Source organism: Azospirillum thermophilum (assembly GCF_003130795.1).
Taxonomy (GTDB): Bacteria; Pseudomonadota; Alphaproteobacteria; order Azospirillales; family Azospirillaceae; genus Azospirillum; species Azospirillum thermophilum.
This window is the reverse complement of record NZ_CP029358.1, coordinates 208,935-225,521: the sequence shown is the minus strand read 5'-3', so window position 1 is coordinate 225,521 and position 16,587 is coordinate 208,935. Positions and strand designations below refer to the sequence as shown.

Sequence of the window (16,587 nt, the reverse complement as noted above, 5' to 3'; positions counted from 1 at the left end):
AGAATGCGCCCTCCTTTCGAGACTGGAAGAGTGAAACCCAGGCGATGTCCGCCATCGATACCGTCGTCGTTCCGATCCATCGTGCCGGCTGGCCTTTCATCGCCGCGTTCGCGGTGGTGTCCCTGATCCTGGGTCTGGCGGTGTGGGCGCCGCTGGGGTGGATCGGCCTCGTGCTGACCGCCTGGTGCGCGTACTTCTTCCGCGACCCCGACCGCGTGACCCCGACCCGGCCCGGCCTGATGGTCAGCCCGGCCGACGGGCGCGTCACCATGATCGTCCCGGCCGTGCCGCCGCCGGAGCTGGGCATGGGCGACAAGCCGCTGACCCGCATCAGCATCTTCCTGAACGTCTTCAACGTGCACGTCAACCGCGTGCCGGTGGACGGCACCATCGTGGCGGCGGAGTACCATCCCGGCACCTTCCTGAACGCGGCGCTGGACAAGGCGAGCGAGACGAACGAGCGCATGTCCTTCCGCCACCGGCTGCCCGACGGGCGCGAGATCGCCTATGTGCAGATCGCCGGGCTGGTCGCCCGCCGCATCCTGTGGTGGGTGAAGGCCGGGCAGGAGGTCAGGGCGGGCGAGCGATTCGGCCTGATCCGCTTCGGCAGCCGCACCGACGTCTATCTGCCGGACGGCGTGGCGCCGCTGGTCTGCGTCGGGCAGACCGCCATCGGCGGCGAGACGATCCTCGCCGACCTCGCCGGCACAGAGCCGCAACGACAAGGGGACGTGCGCCGATGAACCGGCCGCCGGTCTTCCGCAAGCCGATGTTCCGGCCGGCCGGTGCGCCGCGCCGCAGCCGGCGTCCGCATCCCCGGCTGAAGGGGTTGTCGATCAACCACCTGCTGCCGAACGTCCTGACCGTCCTGGCGCTGTGCTCCGGCCTGACGGCGATCCGCTTCGCCATGCAGGACCGCTGGGAACCGGCGGTCATCGCCATCGTCATCGCCGCCATCCTCGACGCGCTGGACGGCCGCATCGCCCGGCTGCTGAACGGGCAGAGCAAGTTCGGCGCCGAGCTGGACAGCCTGTCCGACGTGATCAGCTTCGGCGTGGCGCCGGCCGTCATGATGTATCTGTGGGGCCTGAACAACGCCGGCAGCCTGGGCTGGATCGCGGCGATGGCCTATGCCGTGTGCTGCGCCCTGCGGCTCGCCCGCTTCAACTCGCGCCTCGGCATCGTCGACCTGCCGCCCTGGGCCTTCAACTACTTCACCGGCGTCCCGGCGCCGGCCGGGGCCGGGCTGGTGCTGCTGCCGATGATCGTCGGGTTCGAGGCCGGGCCGTCGCTGGCCGGCCACCCGATCATCACCGTTCCCTGGACCCTGATGACCGGCGTCCTGATGGTCAGCACGCTGCCGACCTTCTCCTTCAAGGGGATGCGGGTGCCGGCCCATCTGGTGGTGCCGGCCCTGGCCGGAGTCGGCCTGCTCGCCGCCTTGCTGGTCAGCCAGCCCTGGTGGACCCTGTCGGGGGTCGGCATCGCCTATCTGGCCAGCCTGCCCTTCTCGGTCGCGCAGTTCCGCAAGCTTCAGCGCGCCGCCCAGATCATGCAGGAGCCGATCGCCGAGCCCGAGGCGGAGGCTGCGAAGGCCGCTGCGGAGGCCGGCAAGCCGGCCGCCGGCCCGCATTGACGGATCATTCGGCCGCGACCGGCAGGGGGACGGAGGTGCTGCGCTCGCGCACCAGCACCTCCGCCACCATCGGGATCTGGCGCAGGCAGTTGCCGATATGCTCCGACTCGGCGCGGACCATGCCCTGCACCTCCATCTCGATGGCCAGCATCCCGTCGGCCAGCCGGCTGGTGAGGGTGAGCGGGACGAGGCCGCGCTTGGCGACCAGTTCCAGGACGCGGGGCAGGGTGCCGGGATCGGCATCGGCCAGGACGCAGAAGTCGACGCGGCGCCCGGGATCGGTCGGGCGCGTCTCAGCGGCCGGCGGAGCCAGCGTGACGGTCCCTGAGGATGCCATGAGGGTGGATGCAGTGGGGGCGGCAGCGGGGGGCATGGTCGAGGTGGACATGGCAAATCGGCGCCTTCATATGGTTTGACAGTCTGGACGAGCGAAATTCCCCGGCTCTCAAAGGAGAACCGGGCCGCTAATTCGCAGAATGCTGGCAAACCGATGTCCAACCATGCCGTCGAGCGTACCGGCGAACGGCCTCCGCGGTCAACAGCAGACGACGGGACCGATCCGGCCCGGGACCGATCCTGCCGGGACGGCCCCGCCGGAGGACGGAAGGGAAGGAAGCGCGACCATGAGCGACAGCAGCGCCGTCATGCCGGACCTGATCATCCGGCCGGCCGAGGCCGAGGACGCCCCCGATCTGGCCCGGCTGCTCCTGCTGGCCGGGGGCGGGGTGTACGAGTTCCTGCTGGACGGCATCGTGCCGGGCCTCCCGGCCGAGCACATGCTGATCCCCGGCCTCGCCGGGACGGCCGGCTCACTGTCCTACCGGCTGAGCGGCGTCGCCGAGCTGAACGGCCGGGTGGTCGGCATCGCCCACGGCTATCCCGTGGACTGGATGAAGACCGAGGACCACAGCGGCCTGCCGCCCGACCGGGTGGAGCATCTCTCCAGCTTCGCGGCCTTGCAGGACTGGGGGAGCTACTTCCTCTCGGCGCTCGCCGTCGATCCGGCGTACCGGCGGGCCGGCATCGCCGGGCGGCTGCTCGCCTGGTTCTACGCCAAGGCGCGGCGCGGCGGCTTCGACCGGGTGTCGCTGCATGTCTGGGCCGACAACGAGGCGGCGCGGGAACTCTACCGCCGCGAGGGCTTCGAGGAGCACGGGCAGGCCGCCGTGCCGTGGCATCCCCGCCTGCCGCATCGCGGCGGCAGCGTCCTGCTGGTCAAGAGGCTATAGCCGGCCGCTCATCCGACACAGGTCCGCGCCCCGCTCCGCCCGCCAAGGAACAGCCGGCCCTCCGCCGGTGTTGCCCGAGTCGGGGATCAGTCTCGGATGGTGGATGATGAGCGGCGGGTTGACGGACTGGCTGGTGCAGGTGATGCATCAGCTCGATTATGTGGGAATCTTCCTGCTGCTGGTGCTGGCGCGGGTCGTGCCGCCGGTCCCGGCGGAAAGTGTGATCCCGCTGGCGGGCATCGGTGCGGCCACCGGCGAATACAGCCTGGTCGGGATCGCGGTGGCCGGCGGGCTGGGGTCGCTGGTCGGGCAGCTCGTCTGGTTCCTGCCGAGTCGCCTGATGGGCCGCGAGCGGCTGGAGGCCTTCTTGAAGACGTACGGGCCCTGGCTGACCATCCCTCCGAAGAAGGTCAGGCAGAGCACGGAATGGTTCGGCAGGCATGGCTGGAAGGCCGTGCTGTTCTCGCAGCCGGTCCCGGGGGTGCGGACGCTGATCTCGATCCCGGCCGGGGCCTGCCGGATGCCGATCCTGGTCTACAGCCTGTGTTCCGGGTTCGGATCGATCCTGTGGACGCTGGTGCTGGCCTGGACCGGCTACATGCTGTCCACCTGGCCCTTCGCCCACCGGCTGGTCGGCTACTTCACCATCGGGCTTCTGGTGGTGCTGGTCGGGCTCTATCTCTACCGCCTCGTGCGGAACCTGCGCGAGATGCGGCAGGCGGCGGGGACGAAGAGCCGGGTCACTCCATCGCCATGCTGACCATGCCGGTGACGGCGAGGCCGAGCGCCCACAGCCCGAAGCAGGCGAGCGCCACGCCGGTGCAGTGGTTCAGCATGACCAGCCCGCGGTCGGAGATGCGGTGGCGGACCGCCGCCACGCCCATCGACAGGGTGAACCACCAGAGCGACGCGCCGAGGAAGACGCCGAGCACGAGCGTCGAGGCCTCGATCCGGCTGAGCGTCCCGCCGAGTCCGAATCCGGCGAAGATGGCGATGAAGGCCATGATGGTGGCGGGGTTGGTCAGGGTCAGCGACAGGCCGGTCATGAAGCCGCCGATCCAGGTCTTGCTGTCGACCACCGGCTCGACCTCCCGCTCCTCGTCCTCCGGCCGCTGGCGGAAGGTGCGCACGGCGACCACCAGCAGGAAGATGCCGCCGACGAGCTGGAAGGCCGTCTCGTGCCCGCGCAGGAAGCTGAGCGCCGTCGAGACGCCGAAGGCGGCGATGGCACCGTAGATGGTGTCGGCGATCGCCGCCCCGAAGCCGGTGAAGAAGCCCATCAGCGGACCGTGCTGGATCGTGCGGCGGATGCAGAGCAGGCCGATCGGTCCCACCGGCGCCGCGATCGCGAAGCCGAGGACGATGCCCTGCACCAGCACGATCAACTCTTCCACTGAACGAGATCCTCCGGGATGGCGGAGCGCCGGTCGTGGCGCGGCGCCGGGAAGCGATGGCTGTCCAGCCGGACGGCGCGGCAGGGCGGACGTGCCGCGCGCGAAGGGTCGACGGTGGCGGGTGATAGCCGTCCCCCCGGCATCCGTCAACTGCTGGCGTCAACCGCCGGGGGGCGGAATCGCTGCCGGCCCATTTCCGCCGCCGGCCCGATTCCGTGCCGTAAGCGTCGCCTTTCCCTGTTGTACGGGCACGCTGTGCGGTTATGCTTTTCGCCAACCCGCCATCGGTGAAAGGGATTTAGGTATGAAGTCGCGCTGTCTGGCCGTGCTGGCCCGGTCGGTCCTGACCGTATCGCTCCTGGCATTCCCCGTCCTGGCCGCTCCCGCCGGGGCGCAGGACTTCGTGCCGGCGGTGGTGTTCGACCAGGGCGGCAAGTTCGACAAGTCCTTCAACGAGGCCGCCTACAACGGGGCGGAGCGGTTCAAGAAGGACACCGGCATCGCCTATCGCGAGTTCGAGGTCACCAACGAGGGACAGCGCGAGCAGGCCCTGCGCACGCTCGCCCGCCGCGGCGCCAACCTGGTGGTGGCGGTCGGCTTCTCCCACACCGCGGCGCTGACCAAGGTGGCCAAGGAGTTCCCCAACACCCGGTTCTGCCTGATCGACGACAAGCTGGACGCCGCGAACGTGCAGTCGGTCACCTTCAAGGAGCATGAGGGCTCCTTCCTGGTCGGCATGGCGGCGGCGCTGGCGTCGAAGACCGGCAAGGCGGGCTTCATCGGCGGCATGGACATCCCGCTGATCCGCAACTTCCTGACCGGCTACGAGCAGGGCTTCAAGCATGTGACGCCGAACGGCGAGGTCTTCGCCAACATGACCGGCACCACCCCCGCCGCCTGGAACGACCCGACCCGCGGGGCGGAGCTGGCCCGCAGCCAGTTCGGCCGCGGCGCCGACGTGGTGTTCGCCGCGGCGGGGGCGACGGGGCTTGGCGTCCTGCAGGCGGCGGCCGACTCGGGCAAGCTCGGCATCGGCGTGGACAGCAACCAGAACTTCCTGCATCCGGGCAAGGTGCTGACCTCGATGGTCAAGGGCGTCGACGTGGTCGTCTACGACTGCATGAAGTCCGCCAAGGAGGGAAGCTGGGCCGCCGGCCACCGCTATGTCGGCCTGAAGGAGGGGGCGGTCGGCTACGCGCTCGACGACAACAACCGCAAGCTGATCACCCCGGAGATCGAGGCCAAGCTGGAAGAGGCCAAGAAGCAGATCATCGCCGGCAGCCTGTCGGTGAAGCCCTACCAGCCCTGACCGCGACGAGCCGCGCCGCCGACATGCCCGACCCCCTCGCCCAGCCCCAGATCCGTCCGCCGGCCCTGGAAACCCGGTCCATCGACAAGTGGTTCGGCGCCAACCATGCCAACCGGGCGGTGTCGCTGAGCGTGTCCGCCGGCACCATCCACGGCATCGTCGGCGAGAACGGGGCCGGCAAGTCGACGGTGATGAGCATCGTCTACGGCTATCTCCAGCCGGACGGCGGCGAGATCCTGGTCCATGGCCGGCCGGTGGCGATCCGCAGCCCGCGCGACGCGCTGGCCGCCGGCATCGGCATGGTCCACCAGCACTTCATGCTGGTCGATCCCTTCACCGTGCTGGAGAACGTCCTGCTGGGGGCGGAGGGCGGCGTCACGCTGTCCGCCGGGCTGGCGCGGGCGCGGCAGGAGCTGACCCGGCTGGCCCGCGACTACGGACTGGAGGTCGACCTCGACAGCCCGGTCGGCGACCTGCCGGTCGGCGCGCAGCAGCGCGTCGAGATCCTGAAGGCGCTCTACCGCGGCGCGGAGATCCTCATCCTGGACGAGCCGACCGGCGTCCTCACCCCGCAGGAGACCGACCACCTCTTCCGCATCCTCCGCGCGCTGCGCGAGCAGGGCAAGACGGTGATCATCATCACCCACAAGCTGCGGGAGATCATGGCGCTGACCGACAACGTGACGGTCATGCGCCGTGGCGCCGTGGCGGCCAACGTCGCCACCCGCGAGACCAGCCGCGAGCAGCTCGCCGAGCTGATGGTCGGCCGCAAGGTGCTGCTGCGCGTGGAGAAGACCCCCGCGGCGCCGGGCGGGGAGATCCTGCGGGTCGAGGGGCTGCGGGTCGCCGACGCGCAGCGGGTGGAGCGGGTCAAGGGCGTCGATCTGACGGTGCGCGCGGGGGAGATCGTCGGCATCGCCGGCGTCTCCGGCAATGGCCAGTCGGAGCTGCTGGAGGCTCTCGCCGGCATGCGGCCGATCGCCGGCGGCCGGGTCTTCCTGCGCGGCGAGGAGCTGTCGGGCCATCCCGACCGCTTCAACGCCCACGCCCTGCGCCGGCTCGGCGTCGGGCATGTGCCGGAGGACCGGCAGAAGGTCGGGCTGGTCACCAGCTTTTCCGCCAACGAATGCGCCATCCTGGGCTTCCAGGACGATCCGGCGTGGAACGGCCGCGTCCTGCTGGACCGCAAGGCGGTGGCGGCCCATTGCGCGAAGGAGATGGAGGCCTACGACACCCGCCCGCGCGATCCGGAGCTGCCGGCCGCCAACTTCTCCGGCGGCAACCAGCAGAAGATCGTGCTGGCCCGCGAGATCGAACGCAACCCGCACCTGCTGCTGGTCGGCCAGCCGACGCGCGGGGTGGACATCGGCGCCATCGAGTTCATCCACCGCCGGTTGATCGCGCTGCGCGACCAGGGGGCGGCGATCCTGCTGGTCTCGGTCGAGCTCGACGAGATCCGGGCGTTGTCCGACCGCATCCTGGTGATGTTCGACGGCCATCTGGTCGGCGAGATGATGCCGGACGAGGCCGCCACCGGCGACGGCGAATGCCGGCTCGGCCTGATGATGGCCGGGGCGGCAGGCTGACGCCCCCTCCCGTTTTCCGGAGCGCAAGGCAATGTCGCGCGCCCAGCGCCTGCTCGACCTTCTGCAGATCCTGCGGCGCCACCGCCGGCCGGTGACCGGAAAGGCCATCGCCGAGGAGCTGGGCGTCAGCCTGCGCACGCTCTACCGCGACATCGCGACGCTGCAGGCCCAGGGCGCCCGGATCGAGGGGGAGCCGGGGGTGGGCTACCTGCTGCGCCCCGGCTTCCTGCTGCCGCCGCTGATGTTCTCGGAGGAGGAGATCGAGGCGCTGGTTCTGGGCTCCCGCTGGGTGGCGGACCGCACCGACGACCTGCTGGGCGCGGCGGCGCGCGACGCGCTCGCCAAGATCGCCGCCGTCCTGCCGGAGGAACTGCGCGAGGATCTGGACGCCACCACCCTGCTGATCGGCCCCGGCCCGCCGGCGGTGGAGGCCGCCATCGACCTGGCCGCCATCCGCCAGGCGATCCGCGAGGAGCGCAAGCTGGAGATCGCCTATCGCGACGTCGAGGATGCCGAGACGCGGCGGACCGTCTGGCCCTTCGCGCTGGGCTTCTTCGACCGCGTGCGCATCCTGGTCGCCTGGTGCGAGCTGCGCGACGGCTTCCGCCATTTCCGCGCCGACCGCATCCTCTCCATCACCGCCACCGACCGCCGCTATCCCCGCCGCCGCCAGGCCCTGCTGAAGGACTGGCGGGAGGACATGCGGCGGCAGAAGGAAGCCGGACGCGCGGCGAACACTCCCGGGTGAACGCTGCTGACAGAATCTGACAGCGGGTGCCCTTAGCTTTGGGTTCACCGGACGCTGCGGCGCCGGCGAAAACCGAAAGCTCCAGGAAGGAAGACACCCGATGTTCGACGTCAACCACGTCATCCTCTACGTCGCGAACCCGCCGGCCAGCGCCGATTTCTACGCGGGGCTGACCGGGCGGGCGCCGGTCGAGGTCTCCCCGACCTTCGCGCTGCTGATCCTGCCGTCGGGCCTGAAGCTGGGGCTGTGGTCGCGGGACACGGTGGAGCCTTCGGCCGCAGCGGCCGGCGGCGGTGCCGAGCTGTGCTTCAGCGTCGCCGACGAGGCGGCCGTGCGGGCCATCCATGACGCGTGGAGCGGGCGCGGCATGACGATGCTGCAGCAGCCGACCCGGATGGATTTCGGCTTCACCTTCACCGCCACCGACCCGGACGGCCATCGGCTGCGCGTCTACGCGCTCGACGAGATGGACGCCGCCTGATGGCCGTCCGGAGCTGGATCGCCGTCGCCTGCGCCGAGCATGTCCGGCGCGGGCGGGCCGAAGGCTTCATGCAGGTCTGCCACGGGAAGGCGGCGCCGCTGCGCCGCCTCTCCGCCGGCGACCGGGTGGCCTACTACTCCCCCACCGTCACCTTCCGGGGACCGGACCCGCTGCAGGCCTTCACCGCCATCGGGCTGGTGCGGCCGGGCGCCCCCTATCAGGCGGACATGGGCTACGGCTTCCACCCCTTCCGCCGCGATGTCGACTGGCTGGACGGTGCCGAGGCGCCGATCCGCCCGCTGCTCGACCGGCTGGAGTTCGCCCGCGGCGGCCGGACCTGGGGCTACCAGCTCCGATTCGGGCTGTTCGAGGTCAGCGGGGCCGACATGGACCTGATCGCCGGGGCGATGGGGCTGGACGATCTGGCCCTTCGGCTGCCGCCGCCCGCCCAACCGGAGATCCCGGCGCTGCTCCACCGGTGAACGACTCCGGAGCCGCCGCGCCACGCTTGCGTTGCTTCCCCGGGCCGGGCACTTTCGCCCCTGGATCCGCGTTGAGACTGCGGGGACGGGGCGAGGGGGCAGGGGATGGCGCAGGCCGGGATGGTCAAGGCGGGCGGGCAGCCGGGCATGGTTCCCGGCTGGGTGGGCTATGCCCTGATGCCGGTGCTGAACCTGATCGCGGCCTTCCTGCTGTCGGGCCTCGTCATCCTGGTGATCGGGGAGAATCCGGTCGACGTGCTGTCGCTGATGCTGTCGGAGGCCGTCGGCTATCCGGAGGCGATCGGCTACACGCTCTACTACACGACCGACTACATCTTCACCGGGCTCGCCGTCGCCATCGCCTTCCATTGCGGCCTGTTCAACATCGGCGGCGAGGGGCAGGCCTATCTCGGCGGGCTCGGTGCCGGGCTGGTCGGGCTGGCGCTGACCGGCTGGCCCTGGCCGGTGGCGGCGCTGGCGGCCATCCTGGCCTCCGCCCTGCTCGGCGCCGCCTGGGCCTGGATCCCGGCGGTTCTGCAGGCCAAGCGCGGCAGCCACATCGTCATCACGACGATCATGTTCAACTTCATCGCCGCCGCGCTGATGACCTGGCTGCTGGTCGACGTGCTGATCAAGCCGGGCCAGCAGTCGCCGGAAACCCGCGAGTTCGATCCCGGTGTCTGGCTGCCCTCGATGGAGCAGGCGGCCGGCTGGTTCGGCGTGACCCTGCCCAACTCGCCGCTGAACCTCTCCTTCCTGTGGGCGCTCGCCTGCTGCGGGCTGTTCCACCTGTTCCTGTGGCACACGCGCTGGGGCTATGCGCTGCGCACGGTGGGGCGCAACGAGCGGGCGGCGGTCTATGCCGGCATCTCCCCCTCCCGCCAGATCATCGTCGCCATGCTGATCTCCGGCGCGCTCGCCGGCTTCGTCGGGGTGAACGAGATCCTGGGGGTGCAGCACCGCATCATCCTGAACTTCACGGGCGGCGTCGGCTTCGTCGGCATCGCGGTGGCGCTGATGGGCCGCAACCATCCGGTCGGCATCATCCTGGCGGCCCTGCTGTTCGGCGTGCTGGCCCAGGGCGGCGCCCAGGTCTCCTTCGAGTATCCGACCATCAACCGCGAGCTGGTGATGGTCATCCAGGGGCTGGTGATCCTGTTCGCCGGCGCGCTGGAGAACCTGTTCAGGCCGCAGGTGGAGGCGCTGTTCCGCCGCCGCGGCGCGGCCGCCACCGAACCGGGACGGGGGTGAGGGATGGAAGACGCGCTCCTGCTTGCCCTGCAGCTCCTCGGCGCCACCGTCCGGCTGGCGACCCCGCTGGTGCTGGCCGCCTTCGCCGGCATCTATTGCGAGCGGGCCGGCGTGGTCGACATCGGGCTGGAGGGCAAGATGCTGGCCGGCGCCTTCTTCGCCGCCGCCGCCGCCTCGGCCACCGGCAGCCCCTGGCTCGGGCTGCTGGCCGCGGTGGCGGCCGGGGTGGCGCTGGCGCTGGTCCACGGCTTCGCCTGCATCACCCACAACGGCAACCAGGTCGTCTCCGGCATGGCGATCAACATCCTGGTCGCCGGGCTGGCCCCGACGCTCGCCTATGCCTGGTTCCATTACGGCGGCCAGACGCCGCTGCTGCCCTCGTCGGCCCGCCTGCCGCAGATCGACCTGCCGGGGGTGGAGGCCGTCGGCGCCGTCCCGGTGCTGGGGCCGGTCTACCGCGAGCTGATCACCGGCAACAACCTGTTGATCTGGATGACGCTGGTCATCGTGCTGGCGACCCAGTGGGTGCTGTTCCGCTCCCGCTTCGGGCTGCGGCTGCGCGCGGTGGGGGAGAATCCGGCGGCCGTCGACACCGCCGGCCTTTCCGTCACGCGGCTGCGCTATCAGGCCCTGATGATCACCGGCGTGCTGACCGGGCTGGCCGGCGCCTACCTCTCCACCGGCCATGGGGCGGGGTTCGTGCGCGACATGACGGCCGGCAAGGGCTATCTGGCGCTGGCGGCGCTGATCTTCGGCAAGTGGCGGCCGGGGCCGACCCTGTTCGCCTGCCTGCTGTTCGCCTTCACCGACGCCCTTCAGGCGCGGCTGCAGGGCGTGCCCCTGCCGGGCATCGGGGTGATCCCGGTGCAGTTCATCCAGATGCTGCCCTATGTCCTGACCGTGCTGCTGCTCGCCGGCTTCGTCGGCAAGGCGGTGGCGCCCAGGGCCAGCGGCATCCCCTACGTGAAGGAGCGGTGAGCATGAGCGGTCCGCAGGTCCTGCCCGACGATCTGGTCTCCGCCGCCATCCGGGTGCGGGAGAACGCCCACGCCCCTTATTCCCGCTTCAAGGTCGGGGCCGCCATCCTCGGCGAGTCGGGCCGCGTCTTCCTCGGCGCCAACGTCGAGAACGCCGCCTATCCGCAGGGCCACTGCGCCGAGGCCTCGGCCATCGGGGCGATGATCGCGGCGGGCGACCGGCGCATCCGCGCCGTCGCCGTGGTGGGCGGCGAGGCCGGCGGCGACCTCTGCACGCCCTGCGGCGGCTGCCGGCAGCGCATCCGGGAGTTCGCGGCCGACGACGTGCCGATCCATATCGGCGATGCCGGCGGCCTGCGCCGGACCTTCACGCTGGGCGAGCTGTTGCCCTATTCATTCGGCCCCACCAATTTGAGCTTCTGACCGGAGTGTTCCCATGACCGCTGCCCGCGCCGCCGCGGAAATCCTGCACCGTGCCGCCGGGCACCGCCCGCGGGTCGGGATCGTGCTCGGCTCCGGACTCGGCGCCGTCGCCGACCGGGCCGAGGACGCGGTCGCCATCCCCTATGCGGAGCTGCCGGGCTTCCCGGTTCCCAGCGTCTCCGGCCATGCCGGGCGCTTGGTGGTCGGTCGCATCGCCGGGGTCGAGGTCGCGGTCATGCAGGGCCGCGTCCACGCCTATGAGGGCAACGGCTTCGACGCGCTGAAGACCGCGGTGCGGGCGCTGAAGCTCGCCGGCTGCGAGATGCTGGTGCTGACCTGCGCCGCCGGCTCGCTGCGGACCGAGGTCGGGCCGGGCCGGCTGATGATGATCGCCGACCACATCAACCTGCTGGGCGCCAACCCGCTGACCGGCCCCAACGACGACGCCTTCGGCCCGCGCTTCCCGTCCCTGACCGACGCCTGGGATCCGGCGCTGCGCCGGGTGATGGCCGGGACGGCGGAGATGCTCGGCATCGATCTGGCCGAGGGCGTCTATGCCGCCTTCCCCGGCCCGAGCTTCGAGACGCCGGCCGAGGTGCGGATGATCCGGGGGCTGGGGGCCGACGCGGTCGGCATGTCGACGGTGCCGGAATGCATCATCGCGCGCCATTGCGGCCTGCGGGTCGCCGGCTGCGCCGTCATCACCAACCTCGGCGTGGGGCTCGGCGACGGGCCGGTGGACCACGACCAGACTCTGCGTGCCGCCTCGGCCGCGGCTGCCGACCTGGAGCGGCTGCTGGTGGCCTTCATCGAGCGTATCAAGGACCTATCCCTCGACGAGAAGGACGGAGCCCGGTCATGAAACTGTCCGCCGACCTGCAAAGCGCGCTCGACGCCTCGCGCAGCGTTCCGTCCGATCCGGACGTGGCCTGCCGGGCGGTCGGGCTGCTCGACCTCACCAGCCTGAACGGCGACGACACCGACCGGGTGGTGGAGGCGCTGTGCGCCCGCGCCGTCACCCCGGTCGGCCCGGTGGCCGCCGTCTGCGTCTGGCCCCGCTTCGTGGAGACCGCCCGCCGGGCGCTGGAGGGGACACCGGTGCGCGTCGCCACCGTCGTCAACTTCCCGACCGGAGAGGCCGACGCCCCCTCCGTCGCCGCGGAGACGCGGCGCGCCATCGACACCGGCGCGCAGGAGATCGACGTGGTGCTGCCCTACCAGGCCTTCATCGACGGCGCCCGCACCCAGCCGATGAGCGTCGTGCGCGCCTGCCGCGAGGCCTGCGGCGAGGGCATCCCGATGAAGGTGATCCTGGAATCGGGGACCTATCCCGATCCGGAGCTGCTGGCCTGGGCGGCGCGCGACTCGATTGCCGCCGGGGCGGACTTCCTGAAGACCTCCACCGGCAAGACCCAGCCGGCCGCGACGCTGGAAGCGGCTGCGGTGATGCTGGACACCATCCACGATTCGGGCAGGACGGTCGGCTTCAAGGCGTCGGGCGGCATCCGCACGGCCGACGAGGCGGTGTCCTATCTGGCGCTGGCCGAGCATCTGCTGGGCAAGGGCTGGGCGACGCCGCAGACCTTCCGCTTCGGCGCCTCCAGCCTGCTCGACGCGCTGCTCGCCACCTGCGGGCACGGCGCGCCGGGCGATGCGATGCAGCCGGCAACCGCGGGATACTGAGGTGACGATGCTTCCGCAGGAAATCATCCGGGTGAAGCGCGACGGCGGCACGCTGGACGCCGCCGCCATCCAGGCCTTCGTCCGCGGCATCACCGACGGCTCGGTGACCGAGGGGCAGGCCGCGGCCTTCGCCATGGCGGTCTTCTTCCGCGGCATGTCGCTGGACGAGCGGGTGGCGCTGACCCGCGCGATGCGCGATTCCGGCACGGTGATGGACTGGCGCCCGCTCGACCTGCCGGGGCCGGTGATCGACAAGCACTCGACCGGCGGCGTCGGCGACAAGGTCAGCCTGATCCTGGCACCGGCGCTTGCCGCCTGCGGCGGCTTCGTGCCGATGGTCTCGGGCCGCGGCCTGGGCCATACCGGCGGCACGCTCGACAAGTTCGAGAGCATTCCCGGCTATCGCGCCAAGCCCGATCCGGAGCTGCTGCGCCGCGTGGTGAAGGAGGTCGGATGCGCCGTCATCGGCGCCACCGACGACATCGCGCCGGCCGACCGGCGGCTCTACGCCATCCGCGACGTGACGGCGACCGTCGAGTCGCTGGACCTGATCACCGCCTCCATCCTGTCGAAGAAGCTGGCGGCCGGGCTGGACGCGCTGGTGATGGACGTGAAGTTCGGCTCCGGCGCCTTCATGGCCGATCTCGACAAGGCGGCGGGGCTGGCGGAGAGCATCGTCACCGTCTCGCGCGGCGCCGGCCTGCCGGCGGTCGGGCTGCTGACCGACATGAACGAGGTGCTGGGCCGCAGCGCCGGCAACGCGCTGGAGATGCGCGAGTGCCTCGCCATCCTGCGCGGCGAGCCGGCCGACGGCCGCCTCTACGAGGTGACGGCGGAGCTGGCGGCGGAGCTGCTGGCGCTGGCCCGGCTGGCGCCGGACGCCAAGGTCGGCCGGGCGATGTTCGACGAGGCGATGCGCAGCGGGGCGGCGGCGGAACGCTTCGCCCGCATGGTGGCGGCGCTGGGCGGCCCGTCCGACCTGCTGGAGAACCCCGACCGCCACCTGGACCGGGCGCCGGTGGTGCGGCCGGTGACGGCGGAGCGGCCGGGCTTCGTCGCCGCCATCGACACCCGCGCGGTCGGCATCGCCGTGGTGGCGCTGGGCGGCGGTCGGACCAAGGTCACCGACGCCATCGACTTCGCGGTCGGGCTGGACGAGGTGGCCGGTCTGGGGGCGGAGGTCGGGCCGGCCGGCCGGCCGCTCGCCATCGTCCATGCCCGCAGCGAGGCCCAGGCCGATCAGGCCGCCCTGGCCCTGCGCCGGGCCTTCACCCTGTCGGACCGGCCGGCGGAACGCGGGCCGCTGATCGCCCGCCGCATCTGACGGGCATCGTCGGCGAACCGGAAGGACGCGGGGCGGACTGAGGGTCTGACCCGCGTTCGCGGCATTGGGCAGCGCGACGTCATGCCGCTACTTTGGGCATCATGACAGAAGCCCGCGCCCTTCCGGCGGTTCCCGATTCCGTCCGCTACGCCACCGCCTGCTACCTGTCGGCGGTGCTGCTGTTCGGCATGATGGACACGCTGATCAAGCTGCTGTCGGCGGAGTACCCGGTGCCGCAGCTCATGTTCGTGCGGTCGCTGGTGGCGCTGCTGATCGTCGGCGGCTGGGCGGTGGCGCGGGACGGCAACGTCGCCTCGCTGCGCACCCGGCGCTCGCTCGGCCATGTCTGGCGGGCCTTCGCCGGACTGATCTCCATGGGCTGCTTCTTCTACGCCTTCAAGCATCTGCCTCTGGCCGAGGTCTATGTGCTGAGCTTCGCCGGGCCGCTGTTCATCACCGCCCTGTCGGTGCCGCTGCTGGGCGAGACGGTGGGCTGGCGGCGCTGGGCGGCGGTGCTGGTCGGCTTCGCCGGGGTGGTCATCATGGCCGGGCCGTCCTCCTCCGGCGCGCCGCTGCTGCCGGTGCTGGTCGGTCTGACCGCCGCCTTCTTCTATGCGCTGGCTGTGCTCGCCGTGCGCGGACTGGCGCGGACCGAGACGAGCACCTCTACCGTCGTCTACCTGCTGCTGACGACGACGGTGGTCAGCGGGGTCCTGACGATTCCGGTGTGGGAGACTCCGGACGCCCGCGGCCTCGGGCTGATGGCGCTGGTCGGCACGCTGGGGGCGGCGGCGCAGGTGCTGCTGACCCAGGCCTTCCGCCGCGCTCCGCCGGCCACGGTGGCGCCCTTCGAGTATACCGGCATGATCTGGGCGACGCTGTTCGGCTTCCTGGTGTTCGGCGAGGTGCCGACCCCGGCGGTGCTGGCCGGCGCGCTGGTCATCATCGGCAGCGGCCTCTACATCCTGCACCGCGAGACGATGCGTCGGTGATGCGGTAGAATCATCCCGTGCGGACGGCGCCGGGCCGTCCGGCCGCAGGGGAGGACGGGAGCGTGCAGGGCTATCGCATCGGGGTGATGAGCCGGGCCGAGCTGGATCTGGCGGTGGACTGGGCGCGGGCGGAGGGCTGGAACCCCGGCCTGCACGATGCCGGGGCCTTCCATGCCGCCGATCCCAGCGGCTTCCTCGCCGGTCGGCTGGACGGCCGGCCGGTCGCCAGCATCTCCGTCGTCCGCTATCCCGGCAGGTTCGGCTTCCTCGGCTTCTACATCGTGCGGCCGGAGGCGCGCGGCCGCGGCTATGGCTGGCAGCTCTGGCAGGCGGGCCTGAAGCACCTGGAGGGCTGCACCGTCGGCCTGGACGGCGTGGTGGCGCAGCAGGAGAACTACCGCCGGTCGGGCTTCGCGCTCGCCTACCGCAACATCCGCTTCGGCGGGGCGCCGCCGCGCGGCGCCATCGGGCGGCGGCCGGCCGACGCGCGGACGGTGCCGTTCGACCGGCTGCTGGCGCTCGATTCCGCGCTGTTCCCGGCCCCGCGGCCGGGCTTCCTCGCCAACTGGATCGCCCTGCCTGGGACGACGGCGCTCGCCGCTCTGCGGGACGGCGGCCTCGCGGGCTTCGGCGTCATCCGGCCCTGCCACAGCGGCCACAAGATCGGCCCGCTCTATGCCGACGACGACGCCACGGCCCGCGACCTGCTGCTGGCGCTCGCGGAGCAGGCGGGGGAGGGGCCGGTCTACCTCGACGTGCCGGAGGTCAACGCCCCGGCCGTCCGCCTGGCGGAGGAGCTGGGGCTGACGCCGCAGTTCGAGACCGCCCGCATGTATCTCGGGCCGGCTCCCGCCGTCGACACCAGCCGGCTGTTCGGCGTCACCACCTTCGAGCTGGGGTGAGCGCCGGATCGAAGGGCAGGGCCAAGGACCGGGGTTGACAAGCCGCCCGCCCCGGTCCAACTCTCGCGCCACCACACGGCTGGGGTGCCTGCGGCGACGCGGGCTGAGAGACACCCATCGAACCTGATCCGGGTCATGCCGGCGAAGGGAGCCGCCCGTTCTCGAGAACC

At 71.5% G+C, this 16,587-nt stretch carries 19 protein-coding genes and 1 riboswitch; of the genes, 17 read left to right on the top strand and 2 right to left on the bottom strand.

Annotated elements, in window-relative coordinates; translation table 11 throughout:
* The first annotated feature begins 44 nt into the window (after nt 1-44).
* On the top strand, nt 45-743 hold the full coding sequence (locus DEW08_RS28800) for a phosphatidylserine decarboxylase (protein ID WP_109333873.1): 699 nt from the start codon (nt 45-47) through the stop codon (nt 741-743).
* The gene (gene pssA, locus DEW08_RS28795; RefSeq protein ID WP_109333871.1) at nt 740-1,636 is read left to right on the top strand and encodes a CDP-diacylglycerol--serine O-phosphatidyltransferase; all 897 of its coding nucleotides are present in this window, start codon (nt 740-742) and stop codon (nt 1,634-1,636) included. The genes DEW08_RS28800 and pssA overlap by 4 nt, the downstream gene beginning before the upstream one ends.
* A gap of 4 nt (nt 1,637-1,640) precedes the next feature.
* Here the strand turns inward: pssA and DEW08_RS28790 are convergent, their stop codons facing one another.
* The gene (locus DEW08_RS28790) at nt 1,641-1,973 is read right to left on the bottom strand and encodes a hypothetical protein (protein WP_109333869.1); all 333 of its coding nucleotides are present in this window, start codon (nt 1,971-1,973) and stop codon (nt 1,641-1,643) included.
* Between the two features lie 286 nt (nt 1,974-2,259).
* Here DEW08_RS28790 and DEW08_RS28785 point away from each other — a divergent pair, with 286 nt between their 5' ends.
* Together DEW08_RS28785 and DEW08_RS28780 are read left to right on the top strand one after the other, a co-directional pair.
* A complete protein-coding gene (locus DEW08_RS28785; protein WP_109333867.1) occupies nt 2,260-2,865 on the top strand; it encodes a GNAT family N-acetyltransferase in 606 nt (201 codons plus the stop codon).
* A 103-nt stretch (nt 2,866-2,968) separates the two neighbouring features.
* Nucleotides 2,969-3,625 carry a DedA family protein gene (locus DEW08_RS28780; RefSeq protein WP_245987069.1) on the top strand — a complete coding sequence of 219 codons (657 nt, stop codon included), beginning with the start codon at nt 2,969-2,971 and terminating at the stop codon, nt 3,623-3,625.
* Here the strand turns inward: DEW08_RS28780 and DEW08_RS28775 are convergent.
* Entirely contained in the window at nt 3,606-4,259 is a 654-nt protein-coding gene (locus DEW08_RS28775) for a LysE family translocator (protein ID WP_109333865.1), read from the bottom strand. The genes DEW08_RS28780 and DEW08_RS28775 overlap by 20 nt on opposite strands.
* Before the next feature lie 304 nt (nt 4,260-4,563).
* Between DEW08_RS28775 and DEW08_RS28770 the strand changes: the two genes are divergently transcribed.
* The 13 genes from DEW08_RS28770 to DEW08_RS28710 all read left to right on the top strand — a co-directional run bounded on the left by DEW08_RS28770 (nt 4,564) and on the right by DEW08_RS28710 (nt 16,417).
* The gene (locus tag DEW08_RS28770) at nt 4,564-5,568 is read left to right on the top strand and encodes a BMP family lipoprotein (RefSeq protein WP_109333863.1); all 1,005 of its coding nucleotides are present in this window, start codon (nt 4,564-4,566) and stop codon (nt 5,566-5,568) included.
* Nucleotides 5,569-5,591: 23 nt separating this feature from the next.
* Nucleotides 5,592-7,154, top strand: a complete 1,563-nt coding sequence (locus DEW08_RS28765; RefSeq protein WP_109333861.1) for an ABC transporter ATP-binding protein — start codon at nt 5,592-5,594, stop codon at nt 7,152-7,154.
* 31 nt (nt 7,155-7,185) lie between these two features.
* Nucleotides 7,186-7,902 (top strand): helix-turn-helix transcriptional regulator, encoded by a 717-nt coding sequence (locus tag DEW08_RS28760; protein ID WP_109333859.1) that lies wholly within the window; start codon nt 7,186-7,188, stop codon nt 7,900-7,902.
* A gap of 100 nt (nt 7,903-8,002) precedes the next feature.
* Nucleotides 8,003-8,383 carry a VOC family protein gene (locus tag DEW08_RS28755; protein WP_109333856.1) on the top strand — a complete coding sequence of 127 codons (381 nt, stop codon included), beginning with the start codon at nt 8,003-8,005 and terminating at the stop codon, nt 8,381-8,383.
* Complete coding sequence (locus DEW08_RS28750) at nt 8,383-8,865, top strand: EVE domain-containing protein (protein ID WP_109333846.1); 483 nt, start codon at nt 8,383-8,385, stop codon at nt 8,863-8,865. The genes DEW08_RS28755 and DEW08_RS28750 overlap by 1 nt, the downstream gene beginning before the upstream one ends.
* 105 nt (nt 8,866-8,970) lie before the next feature.
* On the top strand, nt 8,971-10,116 hold the full coding sequence (locus DEW08_RS28745) for an ABC transporter permease (protein ID WP_425429147.1): 1,146 nt from the start codon (nt 8,971-8,973) through the stop codon (nt 10,114-10,116).
* 3 nt (nt 10,117-10,119) lie between these two features.
* Nucleotides 10,120-11,094, top strand: coding sequence for an ABC transporter permease (locus tag DEW08_RS28740; protein ID WP_109333844.1), 975 nt, complete (start codon nt 10,120-10,122; stop codon nt 11,092-11,094).
* A gap of 2 nt (nt 11,095-11,096) precedes the next feature.
* Entirely contained in the window at nt 11,097-11,516 is a 420-nt protein-coding gene (gene cdd, locus DEW08_RS28735; RefSeq protein WP_109333842.1) for a cytidine deaminase, read from the top strand.
* A 13-nt stretch (nt 11,517-11,529) separates the two neighbouring features.
* On the top strand, nt 11,530-12,378 hold the full coding sequence (locus DEW08_RS28730) for a purine-nucleoside phosphorylase (RefSeq protein ID WP_109333840.1): 849 nt from the start codon (nt 11,530-11,532) through the stop codon (nt 12,376-12,378).
* Nucleotides 12,375-13,199 (top strand): deoxyribose-phosphate aldolase, encoded by an 825-nt coding sequence (gene deoC / locus DEW08_RS28725; protein ID WP_109333838.1) that lies wholly within the window; start codon nt 12,375-12,377, stop codon nt 13,197-13,199. Before DEW08_RS28730 ends, deoC begins: the two co-directional genes overlap by 4 nt.
* A gap of 7 nt (nt 13,200-13,206) precedes the next feature.
* Nucleotides 13,207-14,523, top strand: coding sequence for a thymidine phosphorylase (deoA, locus tag DEW08_RS28720; protein WP_109334164.1), 1,317 nt, complete (start codon nt 13,207-13,209; stop codon nt 14,521-14,523).
* 101 nt (nt 14,524-14,624) lie between these two features.
* Nucleotides 14,625-15,515, top strand: coding sequence for a DMT family transporter (locus DEW08_RS28715; RefSeq protein WP_109334162.1), 891 nt, complete (start codon nt 14,625-14,627; stop codon nt 15,513-15,515).
* Between the two features lie 62 nt (nt 15,516-15,577).
* Nucleotides 15,578-16,417, top strand: coding sequence for a GNAT family N-acetyltransferase (locus tag DEW08_RS28710; RefSeq protein ID WP_425429146.1), 840 nt, complete (start codon nt 15,578-15,580; stop codon nt 16,415-16,417).
* A 70-nt stretch (nt 16,418-16,487) separates the two neighbouring features.
* Nucleotides 16,488-16,584, top strand: a riboswitch (TPP riboswitch).
* The last annotated feature ends 3 nt before the right edge of the window (nt 16,585-16,587 follow it).

What these genes read in the sequence shown, in the direction of transcription:
- DEW08_RS28800 (WP_109333873.1), top strand. Translation starts at nt 45, where the DNA reads ATGTCCGCCATCGATACCGTCGTCGTTCCGATCCATCGTGCCGGCTGG.
- pssA (WP_109333871.1), top strand. Translation starts at nt 740, where the DNA reads ATGAACCGGCCGCCGGTCTTCCGCAAGCCGATGTTCCGGCCGGCCGGT.
- DEW08_RS28790 (WP_109333869.1), bottom strand. Translation starts at nt 1,973, where the DNA reads ATGGCATCCTCAGGGACCGTCACGCTGGCTCCGCCGGCCGCTGAGACG.
- DEW08_RS28785 (WP_109333867.1), top strand. Translation starts at nt 2,260, where the DNA reads ATGAGCGACAGCAGCGCCGTCATGCCGGACCTGATCATCCGGCCGGCC.
- DEW08_RS28780 (WP_245987069.1), top strand. Translation starts at nt 2,969, where the DNA reads ATGATGAGCGGCGGGTTGACGGACTGGCTGGTGCAGGTGATGCATCAG.
- DEW08_RS28770 (WP_109333863.1), top strand. Translation starts at nt 4,564, where the DNA reads ATGAAGTCGCGCTGTCTGGCCGTGCTGGCCCGGTCGGTCCTGACCGTA.
- DEW08_RS28765 (WP_109333861.1), top strand. Translation starts at nt 5,592, where the DNA reads ATGCCCGACCCCCTCGCCCAGCCCCAGATCCGTCCGCCGGCCCTGGAA.
- DEW08_RS28760 (WP_109333859.1), top strand. Translation starts at nt 7,186, where the DNA reads ATGTCGCGCGCCCAGCGCCTGCTCGACCTTCTGCAGATCCTGCGGCGC.
- DEW08_RS28755 (WP_109333856.1), top strand. Translation starts at nt 8,003, where the DNA reads ATGTTCGACGTCAACCACGTCATCCTCTACGTCGCGAACCCGCCGGCC.
- DEW08_RS28750 (WP_109333846.1), top strand. Translation starts at nt 8,383, where the DNA reads ATGGCCGTCCGGAGCTGGATCGCCGTCGCCTGCGCCGAGCATGTCCGG.
- DEW08_RS28745 (WP_425429147.1), top strand. Translation starts at nt 8,971, where the DNA reads ATGGCGCAGGCCGGGATGGTCAAGGCGGGCGGGCAGCCGGGCATGGTT.
- DEW08_RS28740 (WP_109333844.1), top strand. Translation starts at nt 10,120, where the DNA reads ATGGAAGACGCGCTCCTGCTTGCCCTGCAGCTCCTCGGCGCCACCGTC.
- cdd (WP_109333842.1), top strand. Translation starts at nt 11,097, where the DNA reads ATGAGCGGTCCGCAGGTCCTGCCCGACGATCTGGTCTCCGCCGCCATC.
- DEW08_RS28730 (WP_109333840.1), top strand. Translation starts at nt 11,530, where the DNA reads ATGACCGCTGCCCGCGCCGCCGCGGAAATCCTGCACCGTGCCGCCGGG.
- deoC (WP_109333838.1), top strand. Translation starts at nt 12,375, where the DNA reads ATGAAACTGTCCGCCGACCTGCAAAGCGCGCTCGACGCCTCGCGCAGC.
- deoA (WP_109334164.1), top strand. Translation starts at nt 13,207, where the DNA reads ATGCTTCCGCAGGAAATCATCCGGGTGAAGCGCGACGGCGGCACGCTG.
- DEW08_RS28715 (WP_109334162.1), top strand. Translation starts at nt 14,625, where the DNA reads ATGACAGAAGCCCGCGCCCTTCCGGCGGTTCCCGATTCCGTCCGCTAC.